This is a genomic window from Paenibacillus sp. NPDC056722 (assembly GCF_042790635.1).
Lineage (GTDB): Bacteria > Bacillota > Bacilli > Paenibacillales > Paenibacillaceae > Paenibacillus_AQ > Paenibacillus_AQ agri.
In genome coordinates, this window is the sequence record NZ_JBHTYV010000023.1 from 15,839 (window position 1) to 34,310 (window position 18,472).

Annotated in this window: 19 protein-coding genes; all 19 read right to left on the reverse strand. The window is 51.8% G+C overall.

The features are described 5' to 3' along the window. Positions 1 to 63: 63 nt before the first annotated feature. The gene (locus ACFRAM_RS27930; RefSeq protein WP_379470238.1) at positions 64 to 819 is read right to left on the reverse strand and encodes an SIMPL domain-containing protein; all 756 of its coding nucleotides are present in this window, start codon (positions 817 to 819) and stop codon (positions 64 to 66) included. A 105-nt stretch (positions 820 to 924) separates the two neighbouring features. Further along, complete coding sequence (locus tag ACFRAM_RS27935; RefSeq protein ID WP_379470240.1) at positions 925 to 1,476, reverse strand: GNAT family N-acetyltransferase; 552 nt, start codon at positions 1,474 to 1,476, stop codon at positions 925 to 927. Positions 1,477 to 1,590: 114 nt separating this feature from the next. Continuing rightward, positions 1,591 to 1,860: an HPr family phosphocarrier protein gene (locus ACFRAM_RS27940; RefSeq protein WP_019914358.1), complete on the reverse strand. Its 270-nt coding sequence runs from the start codon at positions 1,858 to 1,860 to the stop codon at positions 1,591 to 1,593. Positions 1,861 to 1,957: 97 nt separating this feature from the next. Further along, positions 1,958 to 2,887 carry a DNA-binding protein WhiA gene (whiA, locus tag ACFRAM_RS27945; protein ID WP_175369961.1) on the reverse strand — a complete coding sequence of 310 codons (930 nt, stop codon included), beginning with the start codon at positions 2,885 to 2,887 and terminating at the stop codon, positions 1,958 to 1,960. A 64-nt stretch (positions 2,888 to 2,951) separates the two neighbouring features. Beyond that, positions 2,952 to 3,920, reverse strand: coding sequence for a gluconeogenesis factor YvcK family protein (locus ACFRAM_RS27950; RefSeq protein ID WP_379470308.1), 969 nt, complete (start codon positions 3,918 to 3,920; stop codon positions 2,952 to 2,954). Positions 3,921 to 3,977: 57 nt separating this feature from the next. Further along, positions 3,978 to 4,877: an RNase adapter RapZ gene (gene rapZ / locus ACFRAM_RS27955; RefSeq protein ID WP_066375696.1), complete on the reverse strand. Its 900-nt coding sequence runs from the start codon at positions 4,875 to 4,877 to the stop codon at positions 3,978 to 3,980. Positions 4,878 to 4,934: 57 nt separating this feature from the next. Beyond that, complete coding sequence (locus ACFRAM_RS27960) at positions 4,935 to 5,885, reverse strand: ROK family glucokinase (protein WP_379470251.1); 951 nt, start codon at positions 5,883 to 5,885, stop codon at positions 4,935 to 4,937. A gap of 332 nt (positions 5,886 to 6,217) precedes the next feature. Beyond that, positions 6,218 to 7,486: a DUF438 domain-containing protein gene (locus ACFRAM_RS27965; RefSeq protein WP_379470253.1), complete on the reverse strand. Its 1,269-nt coding sequence runs from the start codon at positions 7,484 to 7,486 to the stop codon at positions 6,218 to 6,220. A gap of 45 nt (positions 7,487 to 7,531) precedes the next feature. Next, positions 7,532 to 7,759 (reverse strand): DUF1858 domain-containing protein, encoded by a 228-nt coding sequence (locus ACFRAM_RS27970; RefSeq protein ID WP_379470255.1) that lies wholly within the window; start codon positions 7,757 to 7,759, stop codon positions 7,532 to 7,534. A gap of 785 nt (positions 7,760 to 8,544) precedes the next feature. Further along, on the reverse strand, positions 8,545 to 9,498 hold the full coding sequence (gene trxB, locus ACFRAM_RS27975; protein ID WP_175369956.1) for a thioredoxin-disulfide reductase: 954 nt from the start codon (positions 9,496 to 9,498) through the stop codon (positions 8,545 to 8,547). Between the two features lie 206 nt (positions 9,499 to 9,704). Beyond that, entirely contained in the window at positions 9,705 to 11,405 is a 1,701-nt protein-coding gene (locus tag ACFRAM_RS27980) for a tetratricopeptide repeat protein (protein WP_379470258.1), read from the reverse strand. Between the two features lie 264 nt (positions 11,406 to 11,669). After that, on the reverse strand, positions 11,670 to 12,620 hold the full coding sequence (locus ACFRAM_RS27985; protein WP_066375716.1) for a ribose-phosphate diphosphokinase: 951 nt from the start codon (positions 12,618 to 12,620) through the stop codon (positions 11,670 to 11,672). 25 nt (positions 12,621 to 12,645) lie between these two features. Next, positions 12,646 to 13,473, reverse strand: coding sequence for a histidinol-phosphatase HisJ (gene hisJ / locus ACFRAM_RS27990; protein ID WP_379470260.1), 828 nt, complete (start codon positions 13,471 to 13,473; stop codon positions 12,646 to 12,648). Between the two features lie 15 nt (positions 13,474 to 13,488). After that, complete coding sequence (gene hisIE / locus ACFRAM_RS27995) at positions 13,489 to 14,223, reverse strand: bifunctional phosphoribosyl-AMP cyclohydrolase/phosphoribosyl-ATP diphosphatase HisIE (RefSeq protein WP_379470266.1); 735 nt, start codon at positions 14,221 to 14,223, stop codon at positions 13,489 to 13,491. After that, positions 14,220 to 14,978 (reverse strand): imidazole glycerol phosphate synthase subunit HisF, encoded by a 759-nt coding sequence (gene hisF / locus ACFRAM_RS28000; protein WP_379470269.1) that lies wholly within the window; start codon positions 14,976 to 14,978, stop codon positions 14,220 to 14,222. The genes hisIE and hisF overlap by 4 nt, the downstream gene beginning before the upstream one ends. A gap of 18 nt (positions 14,979 to 14,996) precedes the next feature. Then, positions 14,997 to 15,734, reverse strand: a complete 738-nt coding sequence (gene hisA, locus ACFRAM_RS28005) for a 1-(5-phosphoribosyl)-5-[(5-phosphoribosylamino)methylideneamino]imidazole-4-carboxamide isomerase (protein WP_175369951.1) — start codon at positions 15,732 to 15,734, stop codon at positions 14,997 to 14,999. Positions 15,735 to 15,920: 186 nt separating this feature from the next. Further along, a complete protein-coding gene (gene hisH, locus ACFRAM_RS28010; RefSeq protein WP_379470272.1) occupies positions 15,921 to 16,544 on the reverse strand; it encodes an imidazole glycerol phosphate synthase subunit HisH in 624 nt (207 codons plus the stop codon). Position 16,545: 1 nt separating this feature from the next. Beyond that, the gene (hisB, locus tag ACFRAM_RS28015) at positions 16,546 to 17,154 is read right to left on the reverse strand and encodes an imidazoleglycerol-phosphate dehydratase HisB (RefSeq protein ID WP_175369949.1); all 609 of its coding nucleotides are present in this window, start codon (positions 17,152 to 17,154) and stop codon (positions 16,546 to 16,548) included. Then, entirely contained in the window at positions 17,141 to 18,451 is a 1,311-nt protein-coding gene (hisD, locus tag ACFRAM_RS28020) for a histidinol dehydrogenase (RefSeq protein WP_379470289.1), read from the reverse strand. The genes hisB and hisD overlap by 14 nt, the downstream gene beginning before the upstream one ends. Between the last annotated feature and the right edge of the window lie 21 nt (positions 18,452 to 18,472).

The following is an 18,472-nucleotide window of genomic DNA, read 5'->3' on the forward strand; positions in this document are numbered from 1 at the left end:
ACGCGGCTGGAAATGGCCCCTTCATGATTACAGCCTATCGTCATTCATGACGGGACTGCTGGTTTATTTCAATTCATAGGTTACATTAAGCTGTGTAGTCACTTTAACTTCTCCCGGCTGCACGGATGTGTTGCCAGAGGCATCAGCTGAAGCGGCCATCGCCTTTAAAGTTTGATCGAAGAACACTGGTTGGCTACCAAGGTCGTTTTGGCTAACACTGATCACCTGACCCAGGCTGCGCTTAGCGGCTTTGGCGATCGCACCAGCTTTAACATCGGCGTTAGCCATTGCTTTTTCAATAACCTGTGCTTCAAAAGCAGCGCTGTCCTCTACTGCAAAACGGGCATTGCCGATATTGTTAGCTCCTGCAGCCGAAGCAGCATCCAATAACTCTCCTACTTTTGCCAGATCACGGTAAGCAACCACCAATGTATGATTAGCGTTGTAGCCCTTTACCTGCTGTCCTTCTTTTTCATTGTAGGTGTAATTTGGCTGTACATAGAATTGGGTGCTTTGAATGTCCTTATCCGCGATCTTCCAAGTGCCCTTCAGCAGTGTAGTGATTTTTTGGATCTTGGCTGCGTTCGTTTTCTGTGCTTCCTGTGCCGTTGCTGCCGAAGTATCCACAGCGATGGACAGATAGACGATATCCGGTTTGATCGACAATTCGCCTTTACCGACTACATTTACTACATTCTTCTGTACCTCATCCGCATAGGCCGTGGCAGTCCCCTGGAATACAGCGCTCAAAGCACTGCCTCCAACAAGCAAACTCCCTGCCAGCATTACCGTTCCAAATGATTTAGCTAATTTATTCATGTTTACTATCCCCTTTCAGCCTTCTTGATTAGTTGGTACCCTTTAGACGGGACGGGTTGGCAAATGTTGCATCATTTTATATCGGAACACAAAAATATTTATCGATTATTCCAGACTCTTTTCAAGATATCCTCCGGTTTCAATCCAGAAGCGACGGATGACATTCCCATCTTCCTCGGTGTAGGGCTTATCTTCGACGCCGCCGTTATTAGCAATCGTCTTCGCCGATCCTGTATTCACTGCATCACAGAGTACCAGCACTTTATTAATACCGAGCTCCCGGGCCTTCACCAGCGCCTGCTTTAGCAATTCTGTAGCGTACCCCTTGCGTCTGGCCGCAGGTCTGATCCCATAGCCGATATGCCCACTCACGAGTAGCCCTCGCTCGGTTAAAGTGTGTCTGATATTAACAGCGCCGACAACTTGCCCATCCTCGGTCACCAGCCAAAATGTTGAATTCGCCACCCAGCCTTCCGGTAGACCCAGGCCTAGTCGGTTCTCCTCCAGAAAGTGCAACATCGCTGCAAAATCACTAGGATCCTTCTCAACAACCCAAGGAACGATATCTTCCTCACTATCGACCCATTCCCGGTAAAATTCCAAATAGGCCTCTTTATACTCAGGACCCGGCGTTACCAATCTCACATGCTTCGCCATAACTATACACCTCATTATCAATAGTCTAATAAATTCAAATTTATAGTTTTCAATATAAAAAAAAGCCCACAAGGGGGCTTTTGGTCCTGCCGAATATAAAGTAAGGCCTTACAATTATTGGTTCTCCAGTTCTTCCTTGCTCACCAAACTGGTCAAAGCGGTTACAGCTTGATCCGCATCAGCGCCATCTGCGCTAATATAAATCTCCGTGCCGGAACTGATCGCCAGACTCATGATACCCATAATGCTCTTAGCGTTTACTTTTTTATCGTCTTTTTCCACGAAAATCTCCGACGAAAACTTGTTGGCTTCTTGCACGAACAATGCTGCCGGCCGAGCATGGAGACCCGTCTTCAGCCGTACAACTACCGGGTGCTTTGTCATGAAACACTTACCCCCTAATTGAGATCTGCCCAAAAATTTCACATTAAATTTTATAATATTATATCATTATTACTTATTCCACACTAGAAAAAAATACTTAGCCGCCTCTTACCTTATCCGCCAGCTCATCAATCTTCCGCAGTCGGTGGTTTACGCCCGATTTACTGACCGTTCCCTTCAACATCTCACCAACCTCTTTAAGGTTGATATCCGGGTGCGCCAGCCGTATTTCTGCTACTTCACGCAGCTTATCCGGCAGGCTTTGCAGGCCAACTTCCCGCTGCAGCAGCTTGATATTCTCAATCTGCCGCACGGCTGCACTGATGGTTTTGTTCAAATTGGCCGTCTCGCAGTTCACGATCCGGTTGACGGAATTACGCATGTCGCGCATAATCCGCACATCTTCAAATTTGAACAAGGCCTGGTGCGCCCCAATCAAGCTAAGGAATTCGATAATTTTCTCGCCTTCCTTGATGTACAGAATGAAGCCTTTTTTTCGCTCAATGCAGCGGGCATTCAGGTGGAATTCACCCGCAAGATCCACTAACGCCTTGCAATGCTCCTCATACATAGAAGCAATCTCCAGATGGTAAGAGGAGCCCTCCGGGTTGTTGACCGATCCGCCCGCCATGAATGCTCCGCGCAGATAAGCCCGCTTGCAGCAATTCTTAGCGACAATTTCATGGTCAATCCCATCCGTGAAAATAAAGCCCTCGGAGACGATTCTTAGATCATTCAATATCTCCTGCACATGGCTCGGGATTCGAACGATATAGACATTATTCTTCTTCAAACGCATTTTTTTACGCACGAGCAGCTCGATATGGACCTGGTAATATTTCTTAAGCAAAGAATATACCCGTCTTGCAATCGCGGCGTTCTCCGTCGAGATGTCAAGAACCACCTTTTTGCTTGAAAGCTGCACCGAACCGTTCATCCGGATCAGGGCTGACATTTCCGCTTTCTCACAGCAGGGCTGGCTCTCCACCATCGTCAGCTCTTTTTTGGTAAGTGCCGCAAAAGACAAGAATCTCACCTCTTTCATGATATCACTTTATTACCGCTACGGGAAATTCCGCAGACAACTGTACCTAAGCCTCGGGGCCCGATCCGTTGCTGACAGGTTTTCTGGTCATCCAGTCCTGTACAAGCTGGTAAATGTGATGGCTTAACTTATCCGTATCATGCCTTAAATACGTCCGAAATAGTACAAGCTTATCGGCAATCACCTTATAGCGGTTGCTTTCAAGCGCCTCCCGGTCGAGCTGCACCGGACGTGCGCCCTTCTCGGCGTATTTACTCTGTACCTGCTCTGGGATTTCGCCATCATTGACGATGACGTAATCGAACAGATGCAGCCCAATATGCTCATAGACCGCCTGGAGGTGATCACTCACGGTGTAATTATCCGTCTCTCCGGGCTGTGTCATGACATTACAGACAAAAATCTTGATCGCATTCGAATTCACGACCGCCTCCGCCAGCTTCGGCACAAGCAGGTTCGGCAGAATGCTGGTGTAGAGACTGCCCGGTCCAAGAAGAATCGCATCAGCCTCTTCAATGGCCTGCAGCGCTTCGGGGAGCGGTTCCACATCGGCAGGCTCCAAGAACACCCGCTTGATGACACCACCGGCTTCCGGAATCTTCGATTCGCCGGTGATAATGCTGCCATCCGCCATTTCGGCATGCAGCACAACCGCATCGCCCGCAGCCGGAAGCACCCGTCCGCGTACGGCGAACAATCGGCTGAGCTCACGCACGGCGGTGACGAAGTCACCGGAGATATCGGTGAGCGCCGCCAGAATCAGGTTGCCGAGGCTATGCCCGGCAAGCCCCTCACCATTGCTGAAGCGGTATCGCATGATATCCGCCATCAGCGGCTCTACATCCGCCATCGCCGTGAGGACGTTGCGGATATCGCCTGGAGGAGGCATCTGCAGCTCACTGCGCAGAATGCCGGAACTGCCCCCATCATCGGCTACCGTGACGATAGCCGTTATATCAAGCGGCTTTTCCTTCAAACCGCGAAGCATTACAGACAGTCCGGTCCCGCCGCCCATCACGACGATTCGGGGACGCTGTCTTTGTTCTTCAGCCACTATTGATCCCTTCTCTCGTTAATGCCGATCACGCTCGGAATCACGATGACTGACCGTGACGGATTCCGTCTCGCTGACCCCCAGCATTTTACCCAGATATTCTGATATCGCTACCGAACGATGCTTACCGCCGGTACAGCCAATGCCAATAATAATCTGGGATTTACCTTCCTTGCGGTACTGGGGAATCAGAAAATGAAGCATATCGAGCAGTTTGGTCAGGAACGCCTGCGTTTCAGGCCATTTCATTACGTACTCATAGACATCACTATCCTGGCCTGTGTGAGGCCGCAGGTGATCCACATAATGCGGATTGGGCAGAAAGCGGACATCGAAAACGAGGTCTGCATCAATGGGTATTCCGTACTTGAAGCCGAACGATGTGATATTGACAGAGAGTGTGCTTTTTCCAAGGTGGGAAAAACGAGATACAATCTTCTCCTTCAACTGCGCCGGTTTCATGCTGCTGGTGTCCAGGTACTGGGTTGCTGAACTCTTCAGTTCATCCAGCATTTTGCGTTCCAGCTTGATGCCATCAAGCGGCATGCCCTTCGGGGCAAGCGGATGCCGGCGCCGGCTTTCCTTGTAGCGCTGGACGAGTACGGAATCGGTCGCGTCGAGGAACAAAATCTCGCATCCGATGGTGAACTGTTCTTTAATAAAACTGAGCGATTCAGACAGGGCCGTGAAAAATTCCCGCCCCCGCAAATCGATGACAAGCGCGACCTTGGCGATTTTGCCTTTGGACTGCTCGATCAGCTCTGCAAACTTCGGGATCAGTACGGGCGGCAAATTATCGACGCAGAAGAAGCCTAAGTCTTCCAGACTCTGAACAGCAATCGTCTTGCCCGCACCCGACATGCCTGTAATGATGATCAGGGTGGCTCCTCCGGTCGGAGCTTCCTCCAGTTCCGTCATCAAGCGTCCCCTCCTATCGGATATTATATGAATAAAGGCGGTCTTTCGAGAACAACTCTAAGAGCGAAGCAGCAAGCCTGCGGCGCCAACAATACCAGCATCATTACCCAGCTCGGCAGGGATAATGCTTACGCCACCCTGGAGCGGCTCAGGCGCCAGCTTAGCGAATACACGGCGAACCTCATCAAATAGAATATCTCCGGCCTTGGACACGCCTCCGCCTACAATAAAGCTCTCAGGGTTAAGCACAGCAGCTACAGCAGCCATAGACTTGCCCAGATAGAAGGCAGCACGGTTAACGATACGGATCGCAACTTCATCGCCAGCTTTTGCCGCATCGAATACTTCCTTAGCAGCGATTTTCTCCACTATGGACAGGGAAGTACGATCACCGCGTGCTACAGCGTCATTGGCCATACGAATAATTCCCGTTGCCGAGGAAACGGTTTCCAGACAACCCATCTTGCCGCAGCCACATTGAATAGCTTCCAGATCCGGCACAACAGAGATGTGTCCAAGCTCACCAGCCAGGCCTCCGAAGCCTTGATAAATCTTACCGTTAATGATAATACCGCCACCGACACCGGTTCCGAGAGTATAGCAAACACAATTGTCTACGCCGCGTCCCGCACCGCTCCAGGCTTCGCCAAGAGCTGCCACATTGGCATCATTGTCTATTTTGACAGGCTTGTTTAAACGCTCCTCCAGAATGGCACGGATCGGCACATCCCGAAAACCTATGTTCGGCGCAAGAATGATGATTCCTTCACGGATATTTGTGAACCCGGCCACCCCTGCTCCCACACCGGCAAGCTGGTCCCAAGTGTATGGAGAGTCTTCAACGATTTGACGTACGTACTTTACGATATTATCGATAACCGTATCGACGCCTTCTTGGGTCCCTGTCGGACCTTCATAAGTATGCAGCAGGTGCCCCTCGGCATTGCAGATTCCAACCTTGATTGCGGTTCCGCCCAAATCCACGCCAACGTAGATATTTTCAGACATGTAACAAGCCACCTTTTTCTATACTAAAATAGTTAATCCTACGTACCCACTATAATAGAAGCCCTCCCTGCGGTCAAGGAAAGGCGACACACCCGGCTTTTTGTTATATATCTCCTGTGAGACTGATTAATTCTATATTAGTAAGTAGACACGGCTTTGCCGTCCTCTAAGGGACGGTATCCGTTTCAGCGAGAAATATAAGGATAATTTGTAGCGTAGAACATATAAATTCTTATATTTTAAAAAAAGACTCCCTGCCCAATGGGGTAGAGAGTCATATATTCGACTACCAGGACTCCCTGGTATATTATAATCCACTCGCAGTGCTGATGTTACTCCGATAAAATGCGTTTCTGTCCCTCTAGCGCCCGGATCGGAGCAATATTCTGCGTAAACTCCAGAGTGCCCATATAGTTACCTTCCTTATCCCGCACAGCAAAATAACGGATATAGATGAATTTATCCTTGATCGCAATCCAGAAATCCTCGGCATCCTTGCGGCCCGCCTTGAAATCTTCCAGCAGCTTCTCTACTACATGTACACTTTGCGGCGGATGGCAGTTCTGTACTGTACGGCCGATAACGGCTTTGGTCCGGGCGAAAATACGCTCCTTGCCGTGCGAGAAATACCGTACCACGTCGTTCTCATCTATAAAAGTCAGGTCCACCGGCAAATGATTGAGCACAGTCTCCAGTTGATGAAGTGACAACAGTCCAGTCTCAAAACGGATAAAGCCCTTCGGTACAGTCCCGCCTTCTTCTTCTGAGGCTACGAATTCGGCGGCTCCCTCCGGTTCCGAGGCACGCTCCGGTATCCATTCCTGCTCAGGGAAGGTCAGGCAAGAGCCGATTTCATCGCTTTCCCGGGCAATCTTCACCCATTCATCCTCAGTCAGCTTGTCGAGCGCCATAGGCAGCAGAATATTTTCTTCCTTAAATATCATCTCATTAACTTCCTGGATGATCTCTGTCAGCAGCTCGCCAACTTCCTTCTGATTACCTTGATAAGGACTCAGCTGCGCCTTGGCGGTCTTAATCAGGCTGCGGATGCCGTCATCGACGCCCCACATCACTTTGGTCGGACCATAGATCCCGTATTTCTCTAGATAAGGGAACAAAAGATTTTCCTTACGACTATAATGCTTGTCGAGGTCCAGCAACAGACTGAGGTCCTCCAGTAGCTTGTAGACCATCTTCTCGCTGTCCGCTCTCCCGAATTTGTCTGCGTGCAGAGATAGACGGAAGTTCAGGAGCTTTTCCACCTCACGGTTCTCCAGCTTGAATGTATGCACAGGGTGTCCAGGCTGCTCTTCCGGCGTCGAGGAACGGTGAATCTCCTCTATTGAGCCTTTAAAAATTGCCGTATGCACGGAACACAGGCGCTGCACCTCGGAGACCGGAATGCCCTCCTCTGTCATTAGCGAATGCTCCATCGCGGAAATTTCGGCTACCGTCACATTCCCTACCGCTTCAGCGAAGCGGGCTTTGACCTCCTCTACGCTTTTTCCAGCATGCAGTTCCTTGATAATCTCCTTTAGCATGGCTTGACGGCGGGTCTGCTCCGGCACTGTGGCTTCACGGTTATTGATCAGTTCGCTCATTGGTATTCTCTCCTTGTCTGTAATGGGGGTCATTCGGCGGAGCATCTATTCCAGAACCTTGAACCCCCGCTGCTCAAAAGTCAGCTTAACTGTACTCGGGTCCATTTTCTTCAACTTGATTCCCTTGGACAGGGTCATGAAACGGCCGGCCGTCTGCAGCATTCCTGGCTTGGCAATATCGTGAAATCCTAGCTCCACCATAATCTCCATTACCTCGGGGTGCCTGCCCACCAGTTCGAAGATGGATTCATCCAGCTTCAGCACCTTTTTCATCTGTACTCCCCCTCACTGAGAACTGTTCTCAACATCAGATTATCATAGGAAAACAGGCACCATAGTGATTGCAATCACAAAGTGAAAAAAAGTGTTTTTAAGCGGGCAGGTAGAGATTTTCAAGCAACAAACTTTCGATAATCGTAACCTCTTCAACTATGTAGATTGAACCTGGATGTTAACAAGTCTATAGTTGTCATTACGGCAAGTGTTTGGACTTCCGGCTACGGTTGTCTCCAGATTTATTGGGATTGTACCGCTATTCGCGGGTAAAGCCCGGACCGCGTATGCCTATGCTTCCGATGCCAGTTTTCCTACGAAAAGCTTTTAGGACGACACTATCGCTCCTACAGATCCAAAATCCCCTTCCAATCCGTTCCCTTAAGTAAATTTTTCAGTTCAGGCCATATAAGAGCATTTTTGTACCTTATATTTCTCAAATAGAGGCATATAAGCAAACTAAGAGCATTTTTGTAGCTTATTTTTAAGAAATCACGTTAAAAGGGGTATTGTGGAAGATTTAAGGTACAATATTGCACTTAATTTCTAATAACCACTAATTGCAGACTATTTAAGATACAAAAATGCCGTTAATTACACTTCGGAAATCATGATTATTAACTCAGGCTTTGTTTGTCATTCTAATTCGTCTATATAGATGAAATTTAAGAATAATCCAGAGGGAAATATTGGGGACGAACGTGCTACATATGGAGATTTAATCTAAACATAAAAAAAACCGCGTACCCTCAACGGTACGCGGTTGTATTACATTGAAAATATGCTTATTTATCGAGAGTCTCGCTCCAGTCATGCACCATGGTACCTTCGAGGAACTTCTCCGCATCCATTGCAGCCATACAACCTGTGCCCGCAGCCGAGATCGCTTGGCGGTAACGGTTATCCTGCACATCGCCACAGGCGAAGACGCCTGGAATATTCGTCTCCGTTGTACCCGGGTTCACTACAATATATCCGCCTTCATCCGTGGTAATTTGTCCACCGAGGAATGCCGTGTTTGGGGTGTGCCCGATAGCGATAAATACACCGTCTGCTTCAACAAGCTCTTCTTGCCCCGTCTCATTGTTGCGCACCGTCAAGCCCTTCACGCCAGACTCATCTGTCGTGACTTCAAGCGGTGTGCGGTTAAGCGCCCAGGCTACCTTGCTGTTGTCCCGCGCACGATCCTGCATGATCTTCGAAGCACGCAGTTCGTCCCTACGGTGTACCAGCGTGACGCTGGAAGCAAACCGGGTCAGGAAGCTGGCTTCCTCCATCGCGGAGTCGCCGCCGCCGACCACAACAATCTTTTTGCCGCGGAAGAAGAATCCGTCACAGGTTGCGCATGTGCTGACCCCGCGCCCCACGTTGTCCTGCTCACCGGGAATACCCAGATATCTTGCCGAAGCGCCGGTCGAGATAATCACCGACTCCGCCTCTAGTACGCCTAATCCATCTACCGTTACTTTGAATGGACGCTGGGAGAAATCAACAGACTCCACCCAACCATTCTTGAACTCCGCTCCGAAGCGCTCGGCCTGCTTGCGCATATTATCCATCAAATCAGGACCGAGTATTCCTTCAGGGAATCCTGGAAAGTTCTCTACTTCTGTAGTGGTGGTCAGCTGTCCACCCGGCTGCAAACCTTCAATAACCAGCGGGTTCAAGTTGGCACGTGCTAGATAAATAGCGGCAGTCAGCCCGGCCGGGCCTGTTCCGATTACAATTGTTTTGTACATCACAGTGGCCTCCTCGCAGATAGGGTTTTATAAGAAACGGGTTGGCCGTCCTCCAAAAAAGAGAATCGACATCCGTTTTCTCGTCAAAAAATAGGTCTCATTTATGTCATAACGCCTATAAATTGTGATATTTTCAGACATCCTCCGGTATGCATCAGGCACTTATCTGTTCTCGGTAAACGCGGAGTCAAGCTCCTGTCCAAGATCTAGTTAATTTCACATTCTGCTGCGATCCGCTTGGCATAGCGGCTGACCATCGATTCGGTGACGCCATATCGCTGCGCGACCTCACGGAACGTGACCGGCCTTTTATGCAGCTTGGCGGTCAGATACTCCAAGGCGGCACACCAGCCCTCAGCGTGACGGATGTAAGGCACATCCGGGTACAGCCGGCCGATGAACTGCTGCCAGAGCTGCTCGGCGTCCTTCTTCTGGCCGGCATCATAGCGGCGGTCCATCATGCTGGCGGTCTGGTCAATGACCCGCTGCCAGTCCTCTTTCCATTCCGGCTGTCCCTTCTGGAACAAGGGGGCCGGTTCTGGATCTTGCTGCAGCGGCGCGTTCTCCACCGGGCCACTGCCAATCAGCTTCTGCAGGCTAAGCAGAGCGGCCTCCTGCAGTTTCTCCTCCTGCAAAGGCTGTTGGCTAAGCAGGTCTTGTAGAATCCGGGACATCTCTGCGTCGTCAATCCAGCGCAATGCTTCGGTGACCTGCAGCTTCGTGTTGGTATCGCCATAACGCAGCGCCCAGAAGAATGAGGAGCGCAGCAGCGGATTGGTCTTCACTTCCTCGGCGAAGCTGCCCTTGTTATCCTTCCACAGCTTCAACTTCTCCTGAAAGGGCAGTTGATAGTTGTAGCTCACCAGCGGCATTTCGATCCCTTCACTCTGGGCTTGCTCCAGCTGGGCTAAGAAGAACTGCGGGACCACCGATTCGGGGTCCAGCTTGGTAACTTGCCGCCAGCAGCGCTGGGCTTCGGCATAAAGCCCGCTGTTGCTGGCTGCAGCCGCACAGTAATGGTAGAGGCTAGCATCCCCGCCAACCTCTTCATCCTTCAGCAGACGACGGAAATGGCCGTAAGCGGTGCGGTGGCGGCCTAGAATACCCATGGTCGTTGCCAATTTGAAGACATGCTCCTGGTGGAAGGGAACTGTAGCCTCTAGCATGCGTACCAGCCCGGTGAGTTGATCCCGGTCCCCTTCATATTGCAAGAAGATCGCCAGATTGCACAGGGCATGCAAATTGCCGGAATCTTGCTCAAGCACCTCGGAGATGCACTCCCGGGCCTTGGCGAAACGCCCCATATAGAAATAGGCCAGGGCCAGATTGTTATGTGCGGCGAGAAAGTCCGGAGTAGCGCTCACGATCTCTTCCAGCAGTCCCACTGCCTGCGTAAACTGACCTGCTTCCAGAAGTGCCCGGGCCCGGTCATGTTCCACGACCCCTTCCCGGCTCTTGATCCGGTTCAGCGGTGCCGGGCGATCCAGCTCGTACTGCAGCAGCTCCATCAGTTCCTCGGATTCAGCCAGGAACTCTCCCTTGGCATCCTCTTCCAGATATGTGACGAGCGCCCGCTCCGCCTCTTCAAAGCTTTCCATATTAGCGTAATTATTAGCCATATAGAAGTGGCATTCCGTCATTCCTGGATCTATTGTCTCCAGAACCTGGGCCAATATATCATTCGAGGCTTCATATTTACCCATCTCTGATAATATACCCGCCATGTTGCAATGATTCACCGGATTATCCGGCTCGTACTCTACAGCCTTGCGAAAATGTTTTAATGCCTTATCATATTGAAAGCGGTCCAGCGACCGAACGGCTCTTTCAAAGAAAAAATTGGCATCCAGAGTGACGGGGATCAGCTTGCTGTTCACCGCATCGTTCTCTGAAGTGGTTTCCATCATGGAAGCAACGCACCTCCCTTGTAAGCTTCCTTTATCCTTATGAAAAATAGGAGAGTGGCGCCCTGCGGCAGCCCTACACTCCTTATTTAAGGTCTCTGTCGTTTCCAGTAATGGTTCCGACTGTCTTCACACAGTATACCACATGTATCAAGGAGATTCTCACCATGAGAATAGGGTTCCGACTGCAAAAACAGGAAAAGAAAGCCTTCAGAGAGTGCCTGAGACCTCAATCATGAAGATTACGCATAAAAAAAGACGGGGAATCTAGATTCCCGCGTCTCTGAATAATTGATCAATGGAGCCACCTTCCAGAATGATGCGCGTAGCCTGTGCCAGCATAGGGGCAACAGACAATACTTTGAAGCGGCTGGAGTGGTTATCAGGCAATGCGATGGAATCGGTGACCACGACTTCCTGAATGTTAGGGTGATCCAGCTTCTCTAATGCCGGCCCGGAGAACAGGCCATGCGTAGCGCAGATGATGCTGTCCTTGGCCCCTCTTTCCTTCAAACCCTCGACCACATTAACAATCGTGGTTCCCGTATCAATCAGATCTTCTATAATAATAGGCGTACGCCCTTCCACATCACCGATCACATGAGTAATGACTGATTCATTATGGGCTGGACGCTTCTTGATCATGATCGCGAACGGCGAGTCCAGACGGTTCGCCAGCTTTTCAGCCATCGATGCACGTCCGGCATCCGGAGAGACGACCACGAGATCCGTAAGCTTCTTATTCTTCAGATATCCGCTGATCAGGTCAAGCGCCGTCAGATGATCGACAGGAATATTGAAGAAGCCCTGAATGGCTGCTGCATGCAGATCGATCGTAATGACGCGGTTCGCACCCGCTGTGGTCAGCACATCCGCCACCATTTTAGCCGAGATCGGCTCACGCGGTGCGGACTTGCGTTCCTGCCGGGCATACCCGTAATACGGCACAATAATATTGACGGTGCGAGCCGATGCACGCTTGGCGGCATCAATCATTACCAGCAGCTCTACAAACATCTCATTGATGGGATGAGAGAGGGATTGCACCAAAAATACGTCGCAGTTCCGGATGCTTTCTTCGTAATGCACGTAAATCTCGCCGCTCTTGAAGCGGGTCAGCTTGATCTGCCCCAATTCCACTCCTAACCGTTCCGCAATATTTGCGGCCAGCTTTGGATTCGACGAACCGGAAAAAATACGCAATTGATGATGATGCATGACGCCCTCCTGCAAGATTATATTTTTATAGTTCAAACGGTACGGATGTGCGCTTGCGACCCTCGAATACCGCTAACTCGCGGAAGCCCGTCTCCCACAGCAGCCTGCGTGCCTCTTGAAGGCCTTCGCCGAGCTTAGCTGGGTCATGAGCATCAGAACCAAGGGTAAGCGGAATACCGAGCGCCAGCGCCTCCTGAAGCACATGCTCCGCCGGGAACATCTCGGCGCAGGGCTTAGTCAGCCCGGAAGCGTTCAGCTCCATGGCGATGCCACTTTCAGCAATGGCTTGCAACGCGCTGCGTTCAAGCTCCTTTACCTCAGCACGACCTTCAGGGCTTTGCGGCCCATAGCCGAAGCGCTTAATCACATCCATATGTCCTATAATATCATATAATCCCGATAACGCCGACTTCCTAACCGCATCATAATATTTCCGGTAAACGTCCAGGGGATCCTTGCCCTCCCAGCCGTGAACTTGCCGGAAATCCGTGATATCCCACTCTCCCAGAAAGTGTACGGAACCGATTAAATAATCCCACGGGTACGGAGACAGCAGCTCACGAATCTGCTCCTCGTAGCCTTCGATATAATCAGCCTCCAGGCCTACTCTCAGATCAATAATGCCCCGGTATCGCTCTTTTAGCGACAGACACTCTTCCACATAGCAGGGCAGCTCTGACAGTGGCATCGCCATCTCGGGATAATAGCTGGCCGGGTCCACATGAATCAACGGCAAATGATCAGATAAGCCCATTTGTTCCAGACCCAGCTCTATCCCGCGCTTGACGTACTCCTCCAGCTTGCCCACAGCATGCCCGCAGCGTTCATGATGGGTATGATAGTCGATATGCATTTCTTAAGAACCCCCTTAGTCGCGGCGTGGGCGTTCGTGACGAGCGCTTAGTTCTTCCATGATCTCGTCCAGCGGCAGCTTGCGTTCCTGCAGCAGCACGAGCAGGTGGTAGATCAGATCACTGATCTCCAGACGCAGCTCGGCATTATCTTTATTCTTGGCGGCGATGATCGTTTCGGAAGCTTCTTCGCCTACTTTTTTCAGAATCTTGTCGACGCCCTTATCGAACAGATAAGTTGTGTACGCACCTTCCGGCCGTTCTACTTCCCGCTCAGCAATGACGCGTTCCAGTTCGCCAAGTACCGCGAAGCGTTGAGCGTCTGAAAGATTGGCTGCAGCATTGGCCGCTTGCGCATCTTTCTCTGCGTCCAGTGCCACCTCAACTGGTGGATTAAGCGGAATCTCGCGGAAGAAGCAGGAGGTCTCGCCTGTGTGGCAAGCGGGGCCTTCAGGAACCACTTTGACCAACAGAGTATCACTGTCGCAATCGTAATGAATGGAAGTGATCCCTTGGGTATTTCCGGAAGTACCGCCCTTATGCCATAGTTCACTGCGCGAACGACTCCAGAACCAAGTCTGTCCACTCTCCAGCGACAGCCGCAGCGATTCCTCGTTCATATAGGCGAACATTAGAACCTCCAGCGTATTTGCATCCTGAACGACTGCTGGCAGCAGACCCGCCTCGTTCCAGCGGATGCCCTCCAAGACCTCTTGTTGTGTCAGCTCTTTCTTTCCTTGCTCCTGGCTCATCGGATCTCCACCCCTTTTTGCTTCAAATCAGTCTTCAACTCATGAATAGCAATTTCTTTATAGTGAAAAATGGTAGCGGCCAGCCCAGCATCCGCCTTTCCTTCCGTAAATACATCGTAAAAGTGCTCTTTCTTCCCGGCCCCGCCTGAAGCAATCACAGGAATGCTGAGCAGATCGCAGACAGCGCTTGTCAGCTTCAGGTCAAAGCCGTCCTTTGTACCGTCAGCATCCATACTCGTAAGCAAGATTTCACCTGCTCCTAGTTTTTCCGCTTCCTTGGCCCAGGAAAGTGTACGGATTCCGGTCGGCTTGCGTCCGCCATGCGTATACACTTCCCACTCGCCCCAAGCGTCATTGTATTTGGCATCAATAGCCACGACAATACATTGGGAACCGAAACGCCGGGCACCTTCCAAAATTAGCTGCGGATTGGTGATAGCCGCAGTGTTGATACCAATCTTATCCGCACCTGCGCGCAGCAGCCGCTTCATATCCTCCGGTGCGGAAATTCCGCCGCCGACGGTAAAAGGAATTCTGATCTCACCTGCGGTCTGCCGTACCACCTCAATCATGGTCGCCCGGCCTTCCACTGAAGCGGAGATGTCCAGAAATACCAGCTCATCCGCACCTTCGCGGTCGTATAGAGCTGCCAGTTCGACTGGATCACCAGCGTCGCGCAAATTGACAAAGTTGACGCCTTTGACTACCCGCCCGTCCTTGACGTCGAGGCAGGGAATGATACGTTTAGCCAACATAGATGATATCCCCCGATCTTATTTCTGTCCTAGCGCCTTCAATGCTCCGCCAAGGTCGATGTTGCCAGTGTAAAGCGCTTTACCGACAATTGCGCCGCCAATACCACTGCTGCTATGCACGTTTAGACGCAGCAGGTCATCAAGGCTGGTCACACCGCCGGAAGCGATCACTGTTTTGCCGCTGGCCGCTGCCATCGACAGAATGCCTTCCACGTTCGGACCCTGCATCATGCCATCCCGGGAAATGTCAGTGTAGATAAAGGTCTCAGCGCCTTTGGCCGCCAATTCCTTGGCTAGATCCTCCGCACGCACCTCCGAGGTTTCAAGCCAGCCATGCGTGGCTACGAAGCCGTTCCGCGCATCAATGCCGATGGCTACCTTGTCGCCGTATTTACCCAGCACGGCTTCCGTGAATTCGCGGTCATTGATCGCCGCTGTCCCGATAATCAGACGGCTGACCCCAAGGCCCAGCAGCTTTTCTACATCGGCAAGGGTACGAAGACCTCCACCAACCTGCACAGGAACATTCACACTGGAAGCAATGGCGCCAATAATGGCATCGTTGACCGGGTGTCCAGCCTTTGCTCCGTCAAGGTCAACCAGATGGATAAACTCTCCACCTTGGGCTTCCCACGACTGCGCCACCTTCAGTGGACTGTCGCTGAAGATCGTTTCCTGGTTGTAATCGCCCTGCTGCAATCTGACGCATTTTCCATCCCGGATATCAATCGCCGGATACACTATAAAAGAAGACATTGACGCTCCCCGCTCTCGTTACAATATGGTTATAGCCCAGCAATGGGCTTATGTTTGTTATAGCTGATACGGTTATTGTTACTCTCGGAACTAGTATTCTAATTCTCGTTGCTACGGTTTTAGCACCTTACTATTAGCCCTTACTTGATTCTCAGAAGCTCATTGTCCGTAGCCGTTAAAAATCCCCTAAACCCGTTCCCTAGTAAGCTTCAAAAAATTCCCCAGTAACTGCACGCCGAGGTCCCCGCTCTTCTCGGGGTGGAACTGCATGCCGAAGACATTATCCTGTCCGACGATTGCCGTTACCGGATGACCATAATCAGTCACGGCCAGCAGATTGCTCTCCCGGCCCACTTCCACATGATAGGAATGAACGAAGTACACATGTCCTTCCTCTAGCCCTTCTAGAAGTGGACTCTCCGGCTGGCGGAAGCTCAAACGGTTCCAGCCCATATGCGGCACCTTGTAACCATCACGGGGCGCGAAGCGCACCACGGACCCAGGCAGAATATCTAGGCCAGCGTGGGAGCCATGCTCCTCACTGCTGCTGAACAACAACTGCATGCCTAGACAGATGCCGAGGAGCGGCTGTCCAGCGGCAGCGACCTCTTTTACCACGATATCCAGGCCGCTCTCCCGCAAATGCTCCATGGCATCGCCAAAGGCGCCGACACCCGGCAGAATAACGCTATCTGCAGCCAGTATCTGCTCACGATCACCCGTCACCAACGCCTCGCAGCCGAGACGCTCGACAGCCTTACTGACGCTGTGCAGATTGCCCATGCCATAATCGACGATCGCAACAGCCATGTTACAGCACTCCCTTAGTGGAAGGCACACCCTTCACACGAGGATCAATCAAGGTGGCTTCATCCAGTGCACGTCCCAGCGCCTTGAACACAGCCTCGATCATGTGGTGCGTGTTGGAGCCGTAGTGTACGATGACATGCAGGGTAATCCGTGCTTCCAGTGCGAGCTTCCAGAGGAATTCATGCACCAGCTCTGTCGAGAAGCTTCCTACCTGCTGAGAAGGATACTCTGCCCGGTACTCAAAGTGAGGCCGGTTGCTGATATCAATAACAACCTGAGCCAGCGCCTCGTCCATTGGAACGAACACACTCGCATAACGCTTGATTCCCTTTTTATCGCCCAGCGCTTCACGTAGCGCCTGCCCGAGACAGATACCGATATCCTCCACCGTGTGGTGATCGTCAATATCAATATCGCCATTCGCCTGAACCGTCAGATCAAACTGGCCGTGCTTGGTGAAGAGATCCAGCATATGGTTCAGAAAAGGTACTCCAGTCTCCAGCTCCGAAGTCCCGTTCCCGTCTACAGCAAAGGACAGCTTGATGTCCGTCTCGTTCGTTGTGCGGCTTAACCCCGCTTCGCGTGCCACCTGTCCGTTATTGCTCTCCATGTCCGTTTCCACCTTTCAGTTCGTTCTCCAGTCTGATTTCAATGGCCCGCGCATGGCCTTCCAGCCCTTCACGGCGCGCCAGTTCTATAATCGTCTGCCCATCACGCAGTAAAGCTTCCTTACTGTAGTAGATCAGGCTTGATTTCTTAATAAAATCGTCCACATCCACAGGGGAGGAAAAGCGTGCCGTTCCATTGGTCGGTATGATATGGTTCGGTCCCGCAAAATAATCCCCCACTGGCTCCGAGCTGTACGGGCCCAGGAAAATCGCGCCAGCATTCTCGATGGCCCCGGTCAGGCTCATCGGATCAGCGGTTACAATCTCCAGGTGTTCCGGCGCCAGCCGGTTAACGACCGAGATTCCCTCTTCCATCGACTCTACGACGATGATCGCACCGTAATTCTCCACCGAGGCCCGGGCGATGGCCTGCCGCGGCAACGCCTGTAATTGCCGCTCCACTTCGGCGGCAACCGATTCCGCCAAGCTTTGCGTTGGCGTCACCAGAATGGCCGAGGCCATCTCGTCATGCTCGGCCTGTGAGAGCAGGTCAGCAGCGACATAAGCCGGCTCGGCGGTCTCATCCGCCAGCACGACAATCTCGCTTGGACCGGCGATGCTGTCGATATCGACAGCCCCGTACACCTCGCGCTTTGCCAGCGCGACGTAGATGTTGCCGGGGCCGCAGATTTTATCGACAGGCGCGATGCTCTCCGTGCCGTAGGCCAGCGCGGCTATCGCCTGCGCACCGCCGACACGGTAGATCTCGTGTACGCCCGCTTCCGCGGCGGCCACGAGAATATAAGGGTCAATGCCTTCCTTGCCGCCGGTGGATGGCGGAGTCACCATCACAATCTCCGGCACGCCCGCGATTTGGGCGGGGATGACATTCATTAGCACGGAAGACGGGTAAGCCGCCTTCCCGCCTGGTACGTATACGCCCACCCGCTTCAGCGGGCGGATGATCTGGCCGAGGATGGTGCCATCCGGCTGCAGATCCATCCAGGAATTGCGTTTCTGCCGGGCATGGAACGCCCGAATGTTGGCTGCCGCCGCGCGGATGGCGGAGACAAACGACGCCTCAACCTTCCCGTAGGCTGCCTCTAGCTCCTCCGGCTTCACCCGCAGTGTATCCGGCGTCAAGAGGGCACCGTCATGACGCTCCGTGTAACGGAAAAGCGCAGCGTCTCCTTCTTTTTTAATATCGGCCACAATTTCCTTCACGGCCTTATTCTGCTCCGGCGTTCCATATTCAACTTCCCGCTGAAGATTGAATTCTTTGCTTGATTGGATCTTCACTGCTGGTTCCTCCTTTAGACA

What these genes read in the sequence shown, in the direction of transcription:
- ACFRAM_RS27935 (WP_379470240.1), bottom strand. Translation starts at nt 1,476, where the DNA reads ATGGCGAAGCATGTGAGATTGGTAACGCCGGGTCCTGAGTATAAAGAG.
- ACFRAM_RS27940 (WP_019914358.1), bottom strand. Translation starts at nt 1,860, where the DNA reads ATGACAAAGCACCCGGTAGTTGTACGGCTGAAGACGGGTCTCCATGCT.
- hisF (WP_379470269.1), bottom strand. Translation starts at nt 14,978, where the DNA reads ATGTTGGCTAAACGTATCATTCCCTGCCTCGACGTCAAGGACGGGCGG.
- hisJ (WP_379470260.1), bottom strand. Translation starts at nt 13,473, where the DNA reads ATGCATATCGACTATCATACCCATCATGAACGCTGCGGGCATGCTGTG.
- ACFRAM_RS27980 (WP_379470258.1), bottom strand. Translation starts at nt 11,405, where the DNA reads ATGATGGAAACCACTTCAGAGAACGATGCGGTGAACAGCAAGCTGATC.
- ACFRAM_RS27930 (WP_379470238.1), bottom strand. Translation starts at nt 819, where the DNA reads ATGAATAAATTAGCTAAATCATTTGGAACGGTAATGCTGGCAGGGAGT.
- hisIE (WP_379470266.1), bottom strand. Translation starts at nt 14,223, where the DNA reads ATGAGCCAGGAGCAAGGAAAGAAAGAGCTGACACAACAAGAGGTCTTG.
- ACFRAM_RS27965 (WP_379470253.1), bottom strand. Translation starts at nt 7,486, where the DNA reads ATGAGCGAACTGATCAATAACCGTGAAGCCACAGTGCCGGAGCAGACC.
- ACFRAM_RS27960 (WP_379470251.1), bottom strand. Translation starts at nt 5,885, where the DNA reads ATGTCTGAAAATATCTACGTTGGCGTGGATTTGGGCGGAACCGCAATC.
- trxB (WP_175369956.1), bottom strand. Translation starts at nt 9,498, where the DNA reads ATGTACAAAACAATTGTAATCGGAACAGGCCCGGCCGGGCTGACTGCC.
- hisH (WP_379470272.1), bottom strand. Translation starts at nt 16,544, where the DNA reads ATGGCTGTTGCGATCGTCGATTATGGCATGGGCAATCTGCACAGCGTC.
- rapZ (WP_066375696.1), bottom strand. Translation starts at nt 4,877, where the DNA reads ATGACGGAACTGGAGGAAGCTCCGACCGGAGGAGCCACCCTGATCATC.
- hisB (WP_175369949.1), bottom strand. Translation starts at nt 17,154, where the DNA reads ATGGAGAGCAATAACGGACAGGTGGCACGCGAAGCGGGGTTAAGCCGC.
- ACFRAM_RS27985 (WP_066375716.1), bottom strand. Translation starts at nt 12,620, where the DNA reads ATGCATCATCATCAATTGCGTATTTTTTCCGGTTCGTCGAATCCAAAG.
- ACFRAM_RS27950 (WP_379470308.1), bottom strand. Translation starts at nt 3,920, where the DNA reads ATGGGCGGCGGGACCGGACTGTCTGTAATGCTTCGCGGTTTGAAGGAA.
- ACFRAM_RS27970 (WP_379470255.1), bottom strand. Translation starts at nt 7,759, where the DNA reads ATGAAAAAGGTGCTGAAGCTGGATGAATCCATCTTCGAACTGGTGGGC.
- hisA (WP_175369951.1), bottom strand. Translation starts at nt 15,734, where the DNA reads ATGTCTTCTTTTATAGTGTATCCGGCGATTGATATCCGGGATGGAAAA.